The organism is Mucilaginibacter sp., from assembly GCF_039925265.1.
Lineage (GTDB): Bacteria > Bacteroidota > Bacteroidia > Sphingobacteriales > Sphingobacteriaceae > Mucilaginibacter.
Genome location: NZ_JBDSZG010000011.1, coordinates 41,840 through 57,585 on the forward strand (window position 1 = coordinate 41,840; position 15,746 = coordinate 57,585).

General features: G+C 41.1%; 16 protein-coding genes. 2 read left to right on the plus strand and 14 right to left on the minus strand.

Annotation, left to right across the window (positions count from 1 at the left end; genetic code table 11):
- Positions 1–4: 4 nt before the first annotated feature.
- From ABIX36_RS04480 to ABIX36_RS04535, 12 genes are all read right to left on the minus strand, one after another.
- The gene (locus ABIX36_RS04480) at positions 5–229 is read right to left on the minus strand and encodes an SHOCT domain-containing protein (RefSeq protein ID WP_348080964.1); all 225 of its coding nucleotides are present in this window, start codon (positions 227–229) and stop codon (positions 5–7) included.
- 49 nt (positions 230–278) lie between these two features.
- Positions 279–506 (minus strand): heavy metal-associated domain-containing protein, encoded by a 228-nt coding sequence (locus tag ABIX36_RS04485; RefSeq protein WP_348080965.1) that lies wholly within the window; start codon positions 504–506, stop codon positions 279–281.
- 102 nt (positions 507–608) lie between these two features.
- A complete protein-coding gene (locus ABIX36_RS04490; protein WP_348080966.1) occupies positions 609–884 on the minus strand; it encodes a hypothetical protein in 276 nt (91 codons plus the stop codon).
- A 229-nt stretch (positions 885–1,113) separates the two neighbouring features.
- Positions 1,114–2,184, minus strand: a complete 1,071-nt coding sequence (locus ABIX36_RS04495; RefSeq protein WP_348080967.1) for a glycosidase — start codon at positions 2,182–2,184, stop codon at positions 1,114–1,116.
- Between the two features lie 52 nt (positions 2,185–2,236).
- A complete protein-coding gene (locus ABIX36_RS04500; protein ID WP_348080968.1) occupies positions 2,237–2,899 on the minus strand; it encodes an L-2-amino-thiazoline-4-carboxylic acid hydrolase in 663 nt (220 codons plus the stop codon).
- Between the two features lie 7 nt (positions 2,900–2,906).
- The gene (locus ABIX36_RS04505) at positions 2,907–4,100 is read right to left on the minus strand and encodes an efflux RND transporter periplasmic adaptor subunit (RefSeq protein ID WP_348080969.1); all 1,194 of its coding nucleotides are present in this window, start codon (positions 4,098–4,100) and stop codon (positions 2,907–2,909) included.
- Positions 4,101–4,102: 2 nt separating this feature from the next.
- On the minus strand, positions 4,103–5,242 hold the full coding sequence (locus tag ABIX36_RS04510; protein ID WP_348080970.1) for an efflux RND transporter periplasmic adaptor subunit: 1,140 nt from the start codon (positions 5,240–5,242) through the stop codon (positions 4,103–4,105).
- Between the two features lie 3 nt (positions 5,243–5,245).
- Positions 5,246–6,499 carry a TolC family protein gene (locus ABIX36_RS04515; RefSeq protein ID WP_348080971.1) on the minus strand — a complete coding sequence of 418 codons (1,254 nt, stop codon included), beginning with the start codon at positions 6,497–6,499 and terminating at the stop codon, positions 5,246–5,248.
- Between the two features lie 3 nt (positions 6,500–6,502).
- Entirely contained in the window at positions 6,503–8,449 is a 1,947-nt protein-coding gene (locus ABIX36_RS04520; protein WP_348080972.1) for an efflux RND transporter permease subunit, read from the minus strand.
- Between the two features lie 44 nt (positions 8,450–8,493).
- Entirely contained in the window at positions 8,494–9,777 is a 1,284-nt protein-coding gene (locus ABIX36_RS04525) for an efflux RND transporter permease subunit (protein WP_348080973.1), read from the minus strand.
- 180 nt (positions 9,778–9,957) lie between these two features.
- Positions 9,958–10,431 carry a 5-fold beta-flower protein gene (locus tag ABIX36_RS04530; RefSeq protein WP_348080974.1) on the minus strand — a complete coding sequence of 158 codons (474 nt, stop codon included), beginning with the start codon at positions 10,429–10,431 and terminating at the stop codon, positions 9,958–9,960.
- 29 nt (positions 10,432–10,460) lie between these two features.
- A complete protein-coding gene (locus tag ABIX36_RS04535) occupies positions 10,461–10,682 on the minus strand; it encodes an SHOCT domain-containing protein (protein ID WP_348080975.1) in 222 nt (73 codons plus the stop codon).
- A 218-nt stretch (positions 10,683–10,900) separates the two neighbouring features.
- On the opposite strand from ABIX36_RS04535, the gene ABIX36_RS04540 reads away from it, so the two are divergent.
- Complete coding sequence (locus ABIX36_RS04540) at positions 10,901–11,239, plus strand: DUF6799 domain-containing protein (RefSeq protein ID WP_348080976.1); 339 nt, start codon at positions 10,901–10,903, stop codon at positions 11,237–11,239.
- 56 nt (positions 11,240–11,295) lie between these two features.
- Here ABIX36_RS04540 and ABIX36_RS04545 read toward each other — a convergent pair whose 3' ends face one another.
- Both ABIX36_RS04545 and ABIX36_RS04550 read right to left on the minus strand, forming a co-directional pair.
- Positions 11,296–11,508, minus strand: coding sequence for a heavy metal-associated domain-containing protein (locus ABIX36_RS04545; protein ID WP_348080977.1), 213 nt, complete (start codon positions 11,506–11,508; stop codon positions 11,296–11,298).
- Positions 11,509–11,538: 30 nt separating this feature from the next.
- The gene (locus tag ABIX36_RS04550; protein WP_348080978.1) at positions 11,539–13,761 is read right to left on the minus strand and encodes a heavy metal translocating P-type ATPase; all 2,223 of its coding nucleotides are present in this window, start codon (positions 13,759–13,761) and stop codon (positions 11,539–11,541) included.
- A 772-nt stretch (positions 13,762–14,533) separates the two neighbouring features.
- On the opposite strand from ABIX36_RS04550, the gene can reads away from it, so the two are divergent.
- Positions 14,534–15,199, plus strand: coding sequence for a carbonate dehydratase (gene can / locus ABIX36_RS04555; RefSeq protein ID WP_348080979.1), 666 nt, complete (start codon positions 14,534–14,536; stop codon positions 15,197–15,199).
- The last annotated feature ends 547 nt before the right edge of the window (positions 15,200–15,746 follow it).

Sequence of the window (15,746 nt, forward strand, 5' to 3'; positions counted from 1 at the left end):
GGACTTATTTTTTTGCCAAATCATTTTCCAAAATTGCTTTGTGTTCCTGATACTGTTCCTTTGTTAATTGACCTGAAGCAAATCGCTTTTGCAATAGGTCAAGAGGAGAATCTTTCCTTCTCCTCTGGCCGGGAATATCATAAGGTGTAGCAAAAATCCAGAATATCATTATCATCCAAAGGAACCACCATATTAGGTTCATTCCCCCAAAACCGTTGTTATACATCATGTTTATATAATTATTAGTTATTATTTACAGATTACCTAAGTTTATAAAATTACTGGGGTTTTAGTTCTGAAATGGTATAACTATTATTACCAAGTGCCCCCTGAAGCACACTGGTGTCAATTAGATGCGTAGATGAAATCTCAGCTTGTTTGGCTCCGAGGTCCACTTTTACTGCTGTTACACCAGCCACGTTAGATAATCTTTGTTTAACTGCTGCGGCACAACCACCGCAAGTCATACCGCCGATATGGTAGGTATGTGATGTTGAATTTTCCATGACTTATTTAAAATTGTTATTAATGATTTAAAATTCGTTTTCTGTTTTTAGTAAATGCCAATTAGCTCTTTGCTTTGTTAAGTCCGTAGTACGGCAGATATTTTATATTCCCGGCTCATGATCTATCATGCTTCCAGCCCGCCGACCATGATCGCTGGGCCGAAAATCTGTTTCCGCAATGCCAACTTTAGGAAACCCATGCGGAGTCGGCGGCGTAAGGTCCTGGATTTCGCTATAGGAGTCGGCAGTACTGCTTTGATGCTCGTCATGTTGCAACTCATCTACAGCATCTGATCTTTTATGTGCTGGTTTCTCTTTTTTGGGGATTTCGTTAGATTTCTCTTTGCTTTTCGGTGTTTTTTGATCTTTAGTTTTCATAGTTTTTCTGTTTATTAAATTGACTCATTTTAATACAGTAGCCAATAAAATAAAGGTACAGGCAAGCTAAGTGCTGGAAGATGACCTTTATCATGTCAATCTATGATGTTAATCACTAAGTTGTGAAAGCCTACAATTTAAACGAATGCGCACCTGTTAGGATACTGTACCTGTATGTAGCGAACATGTTTTCGTAGCATAAACATTTTACTGTTCTTGATCTTTTACTTTAGGGCAAAATATCGGGTAAATCGAGCCGTGCTACACCGATCCTGTTGTCGGCCATGCCATAATAAACATCAAAGCGGTCAGGCGTTCCAAGGTCGTCCCGGCGATCTATTCCCGTTGGAAAAACCACGTCAGCGATAATACCTACCTGTTCCTCCGGCAGCTCAGGTTTTAGTATTGGCTGTACAGTACGATAAATAATATCCATTACATTGCTCTCGGAAAGGATCATCAATCCTGCTGAATAACAAAGCTGCGTTTTGTTTCCTGATCTTACTTCTTCCTTAACACCATGATAAAGAAACATCCAGCCGAATTTGGTTAATATCGGAGGGGTACCGGCACCAATTTTAAGCACTTCCCATGCCGAAACAGGCATTGCCAGTGGACGATGGGAAGTAAATTCAGGGCTTAGCCATTTATTACCGTTCGCCGGGTGGGTATGGCAATACGATAGCCAAATACTTTCTTTGTGGAGGTCAATTTCTTTATCCCAGGGTTGATGCCGCTTTTCTTCAGGGCTTGTTCCAGGGAAAAGCGGCCTGTGCAGCATACCTAAACAATTATGCCCGTGAGGGCTGGGCACTGCTATCGGGAAAAGACATGCATCTTTGTCGTTAATGCCGTTAAACTCAATATCCTCATAGGGTAGATAGGTAGCCAGTCCCAATCTCTCCCAATGGAATAGATCTTTTGACTGCGCCATGGCGATTCGAGGGCCGTTTGGCGTAAAGGCGGTATAAGTCATCATATAATGGCCCAATGGTTCGACATACGTTATCCTTGGATCTTCGCATCCTCCGCCGCCATCAGGACGTTTCTCGTAATCCTCTTCAGGCTCCAATGCAATGCCGAGCCGTTCAACACCGACAGGGTCCCCATCCTCGTTGAATTTAACCCTCGAAATTCCAATTCTGGAATAGTTTTCTTTAGTAGCAATGCGGGGAAAAAGGTAAAGATTTCCGTCCTTGCCCCTGATTGATGCGGGATTTAAAACGCCTCCTTCTTCCTGAATGTTTCCCGGCTCGGGTTCCATGATCACGCCGATGCGTTTCATCTTAAATTCATTCATATATCTTTTAATTGGTGGAAATTTTAAAGAAAATCAGCTTGATTATATTTTATTAATGAATATTGGGGGTTAAAGTTTCTGAACGGGGCGGGTCTTCTGCTGTCCACCTGAAATCGCATTTATCGGCCCCGCCAGCAATACTACCTGTTCTCTTCAGTTTAGCATGCCATAGTTGTGCCAAAGGATAATCCAAAGAACACCAGGTTTGTGTGCAAAATTTTGATAGTCTTTTTGATTGAAAATATTCGGCTACCGGGCATTTTAAACAATCAAACCCCACTACATTGTCCGCTATCTTAATATCTTGCCATTTATAGGACGGGCTATTAAACGGAAATGCCCTGAACAACTGCGTTGTTTTTAGTAACCGTCCATAATTATTACGATTACGCCATCCTGCTAACCACCAGGACAACTTGCCCATCTTTATATAAACCTTCCATGCTATGTCGTAAAATATTTTGGCAGTTGCTTCTTCATTTTGTCCCCTGGTAGTTAATTCATGGTAGAAGGCGGTTGACAGGGCTGCAAGATGCACCGTGACATAGCCGCCCAAAGTAGGCATAACCGGGACATCAGGTTTTAACTTTTGATACCTCTGCCAATAAGAGGAAAGTATTTGTTTTACCGTTTCAATATCATAAAGCTTAATAAGTTCAATTTTAGCTGATTTGGCAGCTTGTATTTTAAACCAGTATAACAGAAGGTTTTTCATGGGTTATTTACATTTTCATACCCGACATTGGGTTTGCGCCATTTTTAAAAACATATTCGCTGTTCAGTAAATACGCGCCCGTGATAACTACCACATCGTGATCCATCAGCCCGGAGGTAATTTCTATCCGGTCACCGGTCTCCATCCCTACCTGCACCATGGCACTTTTATAGGTGTGAGCACCTGTTTTCAGCCATACCGTTGCGGCTTTTCCGTCTCTTATTACGGCGTTGACAGGCAGGGAAAGCATGGCATGGCTTTGGTTCTTAATAATAACATACGCCGCCATTCCTGGTTTCAATAGATGGTCGTTATTGGGGATTTCTACCCGGATAAGGTTTATCTGAGTGTCGGTGTTGAGCTCTGAGTTAACAAATTCAACTTTCCCCAAAAAAGCTTTTTGACCTAAATCGGGTATCCTAACTTGAGCTGTCGCATTTTTTTCTATTTTAGAAAGCTCTGAACCATATACCTGCGCTTCAGCCCATACAGTAGAAAGGTCTGCCAAATGTATAACCGCACCGCCCTCCATTACATAATCGCCTTCTTTAACATCCAATGCATTAATGTATCCGCTGGCGGTACTGTAAAAGGCAGTTTTCGTTCCTGCGCCTTTCGTCGAAACTAATTGTTTGATTTCCGATTCTGACAGGCCCCAAAGCAATAATTTATTCTTCGCGCTGCTGATCAACTGATCAAAATCAATGACTGAATTATCAAGTAGCGGCTTGTTTTTTATTGCCAGCAAGTATTCTTTCTTCGCATTATTCAAATCTTCGCTGTACAAATCATAAAGCCTGTCGCCCTTATGAACATAAGCCCCATCGGTTTTAAAATATAGCTTCTCGATCCTGCCCATTATCCTTGAACTGATCGTCGTAATTTTAGCCTGGTCAAAATTGATGGTAGCTGTCAAAACAGACTGGCCGCCTGACATGCCGTCGCGGATCGTATCGACGCTGATATTTCCCAATTGCGCCTGCTGGTCACTCAGGGTTATTTCATCCTTCTCGATTGACCTGCTTTGTTTTACCGCTATCAGTTTCATTCCGCATATCGGGCAATTACCCGGAATAGGCTCCATCACCTGGGTATGCATAGAACAAGTGTAATACACGCCCGGATTTTTGGCAATCTTCGCTGGCTTACCTTTACAGGCAGCTAAAAGAACGATCAGTAGGATGAGGTATATGGGTTTCATGGTTATTCTTTTACTTGTATAAAACTTTCACTATCCATTAAAAACTGCGCGTTAACGGCAACTTTGTCTGTAGGTGACAGCCCGCCCAGGATTTGCACCCTGCCTTTGTAAGTTCCGCCTATTGAAACTTTCTGCGCCCTGAAACCATCATCTACTTTTTTGAAAACAACCTGGTCTATGCCGAGCGACACCACCGAACCGGACGGGATGGAAGAAATTGTTTTTTTTGTACTATAAATGGTAGCCTTTACCTGGCTCCCTACCGGTATGGAAAGCTTTTCGTTATTAAAATAAACCCTTGCGGTCATTGTTTTGGTATCTTTACCATAAAAGGGTTCGATAAAATCAATTTTCCCGTCGATTATTTTGCCGGTCGTAACATCAGAAACAAAATGTACTGGATTACCTGTTTTAACCATACCCTGGTCATCGGCATAGATACTTAACAGCGCCCAAACCTTACCGGTGTTGTAAACGCTAAATAACTGTTGCCCTTTTTGCACATAAGTACCTTCCTTTATCGTAAGCGGCTCTGTCACCAATGAATTATCACTCATCGTGACCTTACCATTACCCATGTTCTCCGGGCCTGCTTCATGGATATGCCCGCTATAATTACTATACTGGGTAACACTATTGATTAGTTGGTGGGATTCGATGATCGATCCGATTTGACCCGCACTTACCCCCAATAGCCGGAGCCGTTCTTTTGACGCGTTAATCATAGCCGAATTGGAGGGATCATTTTTTAACAGGAATAGCAAGTTTTCCTGTAAGGTCATTAATTCGGGACTATAAATATCCATGACCTTTTGTCCCGTACTTATTTCCTGGTATTTGTATTGCACGTACAGCCTGTCAATCCGGCCGGATACCCATGCAGCGATCACACCAACCTGTCGGGTATCATAGGCAACAACACCCAGTGCTTTAATTTCGGGGCTTATTTCGTCATCGTTAAGGGAGGTGGTTGGAATGGATGAAATGACATAGGCATTAGTAGGCTTTAGTAAAGAATTAAGGTTAATGCTAACCTTACTATCTGCTACCCTCTTTTCTTTTTGTTTACACCCGTATAATAATGCAGATAAAATGCAGATTGCAAAAAATGATCTGATAAACATGGAAGCGTTGCGTTTCATCTGCTATTTTTTTATCTCCAATAATCTTTCCAGTTCACTCTGCATGATCAATAACTGGCGCAACTGGTCAATGTATTCCAGCTGTGTCATATTTAATGTTTCCCATGCATCAAAAAGCATAAACATTTCTTCGGTATTCTGCTGATAGCCTAACTGCATGGTTTGGTAGTTCCTTTTTAGGGCTGGGATGATATTGTCTTCATATAATTTCACCTGCCTTTTCTTAGCTATAAAATCAGTCAGCATCGAAGCAGTCATCCCCTGAGCTTCGTTGATCACCATTAGTCTTTGCAGGCTAAGCGCTTCGCCTTTCCATTTATAACTTTCAATTTTGGCTTTGTACATTTTGGAAGACCATGGCGCGATTGGGATTTTAACCATTGCCATTAATGAAAAGCGCAGCGGGAGATTACCAAAAGCGATCATGTGATCATATTTAATACCGAACTCAGGTTTTAATTTTGTTCTCTCCAGCTTGCGCTGCAAGTCATTTAGTTGAATGCCTCTTTCAATCGCTTTAATGTCACTGCGCACGTTGACAAAAGTGCCGCTGTCGAGCGCTATGCCCGAATAGTCTTTGATCACATATTCCGTATCAATCTCCAATGGCTGTTGTTTATCCCTGTACATTAGCGCATTAAGCACAATCCGATTCTGACTGATCTCACTTTCAAGCATAACCGTCATGTTTTGCACCTTGCCTAATGCTGCCTTTGCCTTGTAATAAGCGCTGATCTTTTCCATGCCGTTCTTATAACGCAATTCGGCATTTTCAATCATGAATTGGAGCAGTTTTCCATCCTGTACCAGGATTTTCAACTTCCTTTTGTCCATTATCCAGCCATAAAAATCCTTTTTCGCCTCGGCGTTCAATTCGTTAAGCGAATAGCTTTTTTTCTCCTTTTCCACCGAAGACATGGCTTGCATGTAATTTGATTCCGCGTTTAGCCGGCTCCGGTTTGGGAACATTTGTTGGGCAGAGATCATAAATTGTCCCATACCCGGGTTCCCCATACCACCGGCCTTCCACATTTTAGTGTCATACGGCGTCATAAAAAAGCCAGCGCCGACTTCGGGAGGCATCCAGCTCTTAGCCCCTTTGGCATCTTCATCCATCGAGCGGATATCAGCATCGTACATTTTCATTTGCGGGTTTACCCTTTGAATTTCATTCAAAATGCTATCGAGTTTTATTTGCTGTGCTTTCACAGTGGTATAAGCCATGAATAAAGCGATAATTAATAATTTACTTTTCATGGTTTAATGTTTTATTTCGATTACGTCGATTTTCTTATTTTTTCGCAACTCATATTCTTTGGTCATTAAAAAAGTAAGCGGGGTAACCAAAAGGACATAGGTAGATGATGTTAACACGCCGCCGATCATGGGCAATACAATAGGAATCATTACATCGCTCCCAACACCGGTACTCCAAAGGATCGGGACAAGGCCAAAAAGCGAAACGCAGACGGTCATTAATTTAGGCCGTAATCTTTTGGCTGCCCCTAAAATGACATATTCCTTCAGGTCTTCCTTTGTAATGGTTTCGCTTGAGTTACCTTTTAACGCCACTAATTGCTGCATGGCGTCGTTGAGATAGATTACCATAACGATATTAGTTTCTACGGCAAGGCCGAATAAGGCTATAAAACCAACAGCAACAGCCACCGAGAGGTTTACGCCCCAAAAATACACGATAAAGGCACCGCCGATCAAAGCAAATGGGATGGATATAAGGCTTATCAACGCTTCCCTTGCAGACTTAAACGCCAAGTACATACAAAAGAAAATAATCAATATCACTACAGGCATGATCATTTTTAAGGTTTTTTCACTGCGTACCAAATTTTCATACTGCCCGCTCCAGTCCATAAAATACCCCTTGGGCATTTTTGAAAGTGATTTATCCAATTTATCTTTTGCTGCCTGTACTGTACTGGCCAAATCCCTTTCCCTTACATTAAACAGCACGGTACCACGAAGCATGGCATTTTCTGAATTGATCATGGGCGGCCCCTCGGTTATTTTTATATCAGCCACAGCTTCCAGCGGGACCGGCCCAAAATTCATGGTCTGTACCTGTAAGTGTTTCAGAGCCCCTAAATTATTTCTAAAGTCCTGGCCAAATCTTGCATTGACCGAAAAGCGCTGCCGTCCCTCAATGGTTGTCGTTAAATTCATTCCGCCCAAAGCGCTTTCTACAACCGCGTTAACATCGTCAATGCTCAACCCGTAGCGACCGATCTCATCGCGTTTAGCAATAATATCAATATACTTGCCCCCGGTTATCGGTTCTACATACAAGTCCTTAATGCCTGGTATCCCGTCCAGTTGTTTCTTGATTTTTTGGGCAAATGCATAAATCGTATCCAGATTTTGTCCATACACCTTTATGCCCACATCGGTCCGAATGCCCGTTGAAAGCATATTAATACGGTTAATGATAGGTTGCGTCCAGCCATTGGTAACTCCCGGTATCTGCAATTTTGAATTTAGCTCATCAATGATCATGTCCTTTGTCAATCCTTTGCGCCACTGAGATTGAGGTTTTAATAATACTATGGTTTCTACCATGCTTATAGGCGAGTTATCTGTGGCTGTATTCGCCCTGCCTGCCTTTCCTAACACATTTGCTACTTCCGGTACAGTTTTAATGATCGCGTCCTGTACCTGTAAAATCCTTTTTACCTCTGAATTTGAAACATCGGGCATCAATACCGGCATAAATAGCAAAGAGCCCTCGTCTAACGGCGGCATAAATTCCGAACCCAAACGGATGATCATAATTCCGCCAATTATCAGGGCTACAAAATTTATGGCAATCGTTGTTTTTCTCCATTTAAGGCAAGAACGGATTAGCGGCTCATATAATTTTTCCAAAAAGCGATTGACCGGGTTTGCGTTATCCGGAAGAAACCGACCTTTCATAAAGAATGAAATAAGCACAGGGGCGAGTGTAACCACCAAAATGGCATCTACAATTAAGATAAATGATTTTGTCCATGCTAACGGACCAAATAATTTCCCCTCCTGTCCGGTAAGTAAAAAAACAGGTAGGAATGAACTGATAATGATGATCGTTGAAAAAAAAACACCACGGGATACCTGTTTGGAAGAACTTTCAATTATAGCTTTCCTAATATCTTCCGGTATAATACGATATCCCTTTTTTTTATCTGCTTTTGGTTTTGTTTTCTTGTTAAACATCCTGTCATTGTTAATTAGGTACAATCATTTGATTGCCATATAATTTATTTGTGTTCATCTTCCGGTTTGTTTTGCCAAACCGATAGATTCCGGTAGGAGTTTTCCGACATGATAATACCATTATCAACCACGACCCCGATTGCTAATGCGATACCGGTAAGCGACATCAGGTTAGACGATAAACCGAAGGCATCCAATAGAATAAAACTTATTGCAATTGTTATAGGCAGTTGAATAATAATACTAAGCGCGCTTCGCCAATGAAACAGAAATATGAGTACAACAAGGCAAACCATAATAATTTCTTCTAAAAGCTTACCCTTTATCGTTTTTAAGGTCGCTTCAATTAATGTACTTCTATCATATGCCGTTTTAAAAGTTACGCCATCCGGCAAACCTTTCTGCACGTCAGCCATTTTAATTTTTACCGCTTTAATAACCTGGTCCGCATTCTCGCCATATCTCATTACTACAATACCACCCACAACTTCGCCTGTGCCATTTTGATCTACAATTCCTAATCGTAAATCACCTCCCATCTGGACGCTTGCAACATCTTTTACCCGAACCGGAATGCCATTGTAATTCCCAACTGCAATGCTTTGCAGGTCCGCAATGCTTTTTACATAACCCAAACCCCGAATGATATAAGACATATCACTCATCTCGAACTTCCTTCCGCCCACATCATTATTATTGGCCCGAACCTTATTCATTACATCCATTAGCGATACATTATAGTATTGCAACTTTACAGGGTCTACGATCAGTTGGTATTGTTTTTCAAAGCCGCCGAAAGAAGCGACTTCTGATACCCCCGGAACTGTTTGGAGTGCAAATTTAATATACCAATCCTGCAAGGCGCGCTGATCCCCTAAAGGCATTTTCTTTGCATCAAGGGTATACCAGAAAACATGGCCAACCCCTGTCCCATCGGGGCCTAATGATGGTGTCACACCCTGGGGTAGCAGGCGCTGCGCATAATTCAGCCGCTCAAATACCCTTGTCCTTGCCCAATATAAATCTACATTATCATCAAACACGATATACACGAAACTCATTCCGAACATGGATGTGCCGCGTATATTTTTTATTTTAGGAATACCTTGAAAATTGGAAACTAAAGGGTAAGTCACCTGGTCTTCTATTAGTTGCGGGCTTCTTCCCATCCATTCGGTAGAAACAATCACCTGGTTTTCCGATAGATCAGGGATCGCATCAACAGGGTTTCTCTGTATAGAGAACCAACCCCAAATAAACAATCCGCTGGCAATTGTTATGACTAAATATCGGTTACGAAGCGAAAAACTGATTAACTTTTCAATCATAATAATTATTCTTATTTCTAAACCTGTTACAGCTATTCCTCTCCTGCAACGTCATTATTATTAGCTTTAAGTTTCTGCGTCAAACCTATCCGGGATATCGTGTAGCTTAGCAACTGTTAAAAAAACAATAAGCCTGAAAAATTCCAGGCTTATGTTTAACAGCTTGAATTGGATGCTTGATTAGTTTGCTTTTTTTTCTTTTTCGGCTTTGTCTTTTGCCTTTTGTAGAAAAAAGCAATGCGCGGCACATGCGTGTAGTTTGTAATTTTTGTGGACATATCCCCAGCTATGTCCTACAGGATCCAATATTTCACATTTTTCCGCATCAGTGTTCTTGAGTTGGAGCACGGTTTCGCCAGCATTGTTAACATAATCTCCGTTATTTTTAGCAAATCCCAGTTTATGACCTTTGGCATCAACCACGGTACCAACTTTGTCAATGGAATATAGGGTCTCCCTCTGGTTATTTTTGACAACGTTGTCTTTGGTAATATAACCCAGTTTGGTGCCGGCATGGTTATGGATGCCCCCTTTACCGTCAATAGAAATAAATGTGTACTTGGTTGAATCTTTCGCCTTTTGGGCGGATGCGTTAACGGAGAACAATGTGCAAACCGTTAATATTAAAAAAGATAACAGGCCGATTTTTTTCATGATCTTGAAGTATTAATAAGTTGTGTTTTTTATTTGAGTGAATTGCTTTCTAAAATTTTCTTATGATCCTGGTATTCCTCTTTTGTGATCTCACTAGAAGCAAAGCGATTTTGTAACAGATCAAGCGATGAGGTTTTCCTTTTCCGCTGTCCGGGGATATCGTAAGGCGTAGCGAAGATCCAAAATATCATTACGACCCAAAGGAACCACCATATCATGTTCATTCCCCAAAAGCCATCGTTATACATCATGATTTTATTTTAAGTGTTTTGTTATTTCGTAAAAGTATCCTGAATATGATCGATCAGGCATGACCATCGTCAGCATGAAAGGTGATATTGGTCACAATTAAAGTGACTAATTTTGAAACGCTATAAAATATTGATAATTAAAAACTTATAAATTATAACTAAAACTTTAACATGGTCTATTTGTCGTATAATGACACCATAATTAAAGATCAGAGAAGATGAAAAAAGTATTGATTGCCCTAACTGCTATTGTTTTAAGTTTTAGTGCCATGGCACAAACGAGCAGTATGAAAATGAAAGACGGCTGTATGATGAAAGACGGCAAAATGATGATGATGCACGACGGTAAAATGATGGCTATGGATAAAGACATGACCATGCAGAACGGTACTATGGTGATGTCCAGCGGTATGGTTAAGATGAAAAACGGCAAAACCATGATGATGAAAAACGGCTATTGTGTTGACATGAACGGCAAAGTGATCAAAGGCATGAAAATGAAAAGCATGAAAATGAAAGGGATGAAGATGAAAAGTGATTCAACCATGAAAATGTAATATTGCCAAATCATTAAAACAACAAAGCCTGAATTATTCAGGCTTTGTTGTTTTAATTAAACTGCTTGGGCATTATAGCCCTTGTTTTTAAGTGTGTTTATCACCTCTGTAGTTGTCAGGCCGTCTTCAGCCTCGATAGATAAGATCTTATTGGGATCAGCGGTATCTACTTTCCATTGTTTTACACCTTTTAAGTTGTTTAAAGTTGGGGTAACGTTAGCTATGCAGCCGCCGCAGTTGATATTTGTTTTGAATTTTAAAGTTTCCATGATTTCTATTTTTGAATTATTTTAAATTTATTAATTGAGTTTTGCGAGTTTCAGCCGCAGGCTGTTACTGACCACTGAAACTGAACTTAATGCCATTGCTGCTCCAGCGATCATTGGGTTTAATAAAAAACCGTTGATTGGATAAAGGATTCCTGCCGCCAAAGGAATACCGATCAGGTTATAAATGAATGCCCAGAAAAGGTTTTGCCTGATAGTTTGGACGGTCAGTTTAGAAAATTTTAAAGCTTTGGGTACCTGTAAAAGATCAGATGACACTAAAGTCATCTTGGCCACATCCATCGCAATATCAGAACCTTTACCCATCGCGATAGAAACATCTGCCTGGGCCAATGCCTGGCTGTCATTGATACCATCGCCGATCATGGCAACCGTTTTACCTTTTGCCTGTAATGCTTTTACAAAATCCGCTTTCCCGGATGGCAGTACATCTGCCTGGTAATGGTCTATTCCCGCTTGTTTAGCGATAGCGGCGGCGGTTACGCTATTATCGCCGGTCAGCATATAAACTTCAATGCCCTGACTTTTTAATGCTGCTACAGCTTTAGCTGAGTTTTCTTTAATTCGGTCTGTGATAGCTGCAATGGCCAGCACTTCTTTTTGGTTACCAAAATAAATCACCGTTTTGGCTTGTGCCAGCAATCCTTCGATACGAGTTTGCAAGTCAGCAGGTGTACTCAATTTCCTTTCGTCAACCAATTTATGGCTACCTGCCTGGTAAAGGTTTCCCTCATATTTAGCCTCTACACCAAGTCCTGTTAAACTTTCGAAGCTGGATATACGCAAAGGTATGCTGGTGCCTTTTTGCAGATAAGTGACAATAGCATCCGCCAAAGGGTGTTCAGATTGTTTTTCCATTTCCGCGAATATCACTTGCAAAGTGTCTTTGTCTACAATGCTTTCTGACCAAAACAGATCAGTCACTACCGGTTTACCTTCAGTGATCGTCCCGGTTTTATCTAAGATAATGGCGTTTACTTTATGCCCTAATTCCAGCGCCTCGGCGTCTTTGATCAGGATCCCGTTTTCAGCACCCTTGCCCATACCAACCATAATGGCTGTTGGCGTTGCTAAACCTAAAGCACAAGGGCAGGCGATCACCAATACGGTCACCATTGCAAGCAAACCCTGTGTAAACGCATATTGGCCGCCGAATATTTGCCAGATCGCAAAGGTAACTATAGCGATACCTATAACCACAGGAACAAATATGCCCGCTATTTTATCTACCAGTTTTTGTACTGGTGCTTTTGAACCTTGGGCATCCTGTACCATTTGGATGATCTGTGCCAGCAGTGTACCGCCTCCTACTTTTTCAGCGGTAAACCGAAAACTGCCTTTTTGATTGATAGTGCCCGCAAAAACGGGGCTGCCTGCTTTTTTTTCTACAGCGACCGGCTCGCCCGAGATCATACTTTCGTCAACAAATGAATTGCCTTCGTACAACAATCCGTCAACCGGAATCTTTTCACCAGAACGTACCAATATCTGATCACCGATCTGCACATCTGATATAGCAGTCTCCCTTTCCCCTTCGGTAGTAATTAATTGCACCGTTTTAGGTTGTAAGCCTATCAGTTTTTTGATGGCCGACGAGGTGTTGGATTTCGCCCGTTCTTCCAGCAACTTCCCAAGCATAATAAAAACGATCACCACGGCAGCAGCCTCAAAATATACATGTGGATGCAAACCCCTACTATGCCAAAAACCAGGATCTAGCGTATTAAATACACTGAATAAAAAAGCAATACCGGTAGAGAGCGCGACAAGCGTATCCATATTTGCCTTTCCATGACCGGCCTGTTTCCAGGCACCGATAAAGAAATTGCGGCCAAATAAAAACAGGACCGGGGCAGTTAAGGCCATCATGATATAATTGGCGTACGGTAACTCCATCCAGAACATACCGATCAGCACAACGGGAACCGTCAAAATACCGGCCCAAGTAATTTTAGTTTTTAATAACTGGTAGCTGCTTCGCTGAGCCTCTTCTTGTAATAGCTTCCCGTTCTCCGTATCTAAGATCAGGTCATAACCTACGGACTGTACTGCTTTTTGAAAAGCAGCTGGCTGTATGATATCTGGATGAAAGGCTACTTTAACAGACTGGCTGGCGTAATTCACTTCTGCTTTATCAACGCCCTTTTGTGCGCCGATCATTGATTCTACACTTGCCGCGCAGCTTGCGCAAGTCATGCCGGTAACCGGGAATATAAGCGTTTGTGTATTTTGCATGAACTATTTTTATATACTACAAAATTACTACAAAAGGGCAGGCCGGCTCTTATATGATTCTGCTTAAATTTTATAAAATATTGACTATTATACCCAATTTGCTGACAAAATTTACATATTACAGCAATCTTTAGGAATCTGATAAGATTAGAATCCGTCCAATGACGTTATAATCATTTTATATATCAACATAAATCATAACCCTAAAGGCTCTTAGCGCTTTAATATTGTCCACACCAATCTGCGGCTGCTGTTCTTTAGCTATTTTATCTATGGTGGAGGAATTAAATGATGCCAGTAAGATGACTCTAATATTTATAATTCTTGCTGTTTAAAGTGGCGCATTGGCATGTTGCTTGCTTTTTTGGTAACAGGTTCCTCGGATCAAACTTTTTATATGAGGGTATCATGACCGTTATTATTTTACCGGTTCTTTTTGTTTTTTTAATCCACGAAATCGCTTGAAATCTTAAAATGCTGATTTGGTGTTCTTGTTTATGCGGAAATCTTTGATGGATTGCGAACAATACCTTCCGACTTTTTGCAAAAGCTCATCGATTATTAAAAGGTTTATATATAAATCGTCAGCACATGCAGTATGCCAATGTTTTCGATATTTCTGTTGGCAGAAATCAGCCATCAAGGTTTTGTTATTCAAAGGGAAGAGCGCTGGTAGAACAATTTTAATTACAAGACGTTAACATTAGCGTTAAAGCAATTTACATTTATCTTTATTTTTTGCCATCGTAATTTAAACATTCCCTGACCATACATGTGCCCTCCCGACGATAATTTTGAGCCAGCTACCGACGAATTATACAACAGCCTGCTTGAAAGCAACAAACAGTTCGTGCAGAATGCACTTGATGCGGATCCCCAATACTTCGAAAAGCTGGCAGGCGGCCAATCGCCGCCCTTGCTGTGGATAGGTTGTGCAGATAGTTGCGTACCCGCCAACCAGATCACCAACATGCCCCCGGGTGAAATATTTGTGCACCGTAACATCGCCAACTTGGTAGTGCATTCGGATATGAACATGCTCTCAGTCTTAGATTATGCGGTGAATGTATTAAAGGTAAAACACGTGGTAGTTACAGGACACTACGGCTGCGGTGGTGTGATGGCTGCCATTACCAACCAACAATACGGCTTAATTGATAACTGGCTGAGACATATAAAAGATGTTTATCGTCTCCACGAGCGCAAGCTGGAGACAATTAAAGATATAAATGAGCGTTGCGATAAACTGGTTGAATATAACGTGATTGAAAACGTTTACAACCTATGTAAAACATCAATAGTTCAAAATGCCTGGAAAAACGGGCAAAGGCTCGGCGTTCACGGCTGGGTATACAGTATAAAAACAGGCATCATTACCGACATGAACGTAAGCACATACGATAACGAAAACATGGACATCGTGTTTAAGTTTAAATAGTTCATAGTTGATGGTTCGTAACCGTTTTGAGTTCATAGTTCACAGTAACTATCGTCTTTTCTATCTTAATTCTTAATTCTTTCCTCGCCGTCAGCTATTAACTCTTCCCTCAACAGTCCTGTGTAAAATCTTTTGATTTCCCGTTAGGGTGGTGAGCGAATTCCATTTTTCTGCGGATACAATTTTAGCGAGATAAACTATCTGCCCAATATGATCCTGTTCGATTCATGGTTATAGCACCAGTGCATTTGTACTTCCGTTAGCTGTACAGTGGCGCGGTCGCCTATAAATTTATAATAACGAAACTACTTTTTTGTGCTTGATAAGTAGTTTTCAGATTCGGTTTCCATGTATGTAATATATGTTTATAAAAGTTGGGCAAAATCAATGATATTTTAATTTATCTCCTGTCTGAATTTCTTTGGATTCCTTGCTATAAACTCTGAAAGAAACAGCTTCCATCATAGCTTTTGTTCATATAGCCTTTTTCAATATTATTTTAGCGAGATACCAAGTTTTAGAAATTTAAACATGTTGTAATCGCCCT

Bases quoted from the DNA above. Each gene is read 5' to 3' on its own strand.
- ABIX36_RS04520 (WP_348080972.1), bottom strand. From the start codon at position 8,449: ATGTTTAACAAGAAAACAAAACCAAAAGCAGATAAAAAAAAGGGATAT.
- can (WP_348080979.1), top strand. From the start codon at position 14,534: ATGTGCCCTCCCGACGATAATTTTGAGCCAGCTACCGACGAATTATAC.
- ABIX36_RS04525 (WP_348080973.1), bottom strand. From the start codon at position 9,777: ATGATTGAAAAGTTAATCAGTTTTTCGCTTCGTAACCGATATTTAGTC.
- ABIX36_RS04545 (WP_348080977.1), bottom strand. From the start codon at position 11,508: ATGGAAACTTTAAAATTCAAAACAAATATCAACTGCGGCGGCTGCATA.
- ABIX36_RS04540 (WP_348080976.1), top strand. From the start codon at position 10,901: ATGAAAAAAGTATTGATTGCCCTAACTGCTATTGTTTTAAGTTTTAGT.
- ABIX36_RS04495 (WP_348080967.1), bottom strand. From the start codon at position 2,184: ATGAATGAATTTAAGATGAAACGCATCGGCGTGATCATGGAACCCGAG.
- ABIX36_RS04530 (WP_348080974.1), bottom strand. From the start codon at position 10,431: ATGAAAAAAATCGGCCTGTTATCTTTTTTAATATTAACGGTTTGCACA.
- ABIX36_RS04480 (WP_348080964.1), bottom strand. From the start codon at position 229: ATGATGTATAACAACGGTTTTGGGGGAATGAACCTAATATGGTGGTTC.
- ABIX36_RS04485 (WP_348080965.1), bottom strand. From the start codon at position 506: ATGGAAAATTCAACATCACATACCTACCATATCGGCGGTATGACTTGC.
- ABIX36_RS04505 (WP_348080969.1), bottom strand. From the start codon at position 4,100: ATGAAACCCATATACCTCATCCTACTGATCGTTCTTTTAGCTGCCTGT.
- ABIX36_RS04490 (WP_348080966.1), bottom strand. From the start codon at position 884: ATGAAAACTAAAGATCAAAAAACACCGAAAAGCAAAGAGAAATCTAAC.
- ABIX36_RS04500 (WP_348080968.1), bottom strand. From the start codon at position 2,899: ATGAAAAACCTTCTGTTATACTGGTTTAAAATACAAGCTGCCAAATCA.
- ABIX36_RS04535 (WP_348080975.1), bottom strand. From the start codon at position 10,682: ATGATGTATAACGATGGCTTTTGGGGAATGAACATGATATGGTGGTTC.
- ABIX36_RS04510 (WP_348080970.1), bottom strand. From the start codon at position 5,242: ATGAAACGCAACGCTTCCATGTTTATCAGATCATTTTTTGCAATCTGC.
- ABIX36_RS04550 (WP_348080978.1), bottom strand. From the start codon at position 13,761: ATGCAAAATACACAAACGCTTATATTCCCGGTTACCGGCATGACTTGC.
- ABIX36_RS04515 (WP_348080971.1), bottom strand. From the start codon at position 6,499: ATGAAAAGTAAATTATTAATTATCGCTTTATTCATGGCTTATACCACT.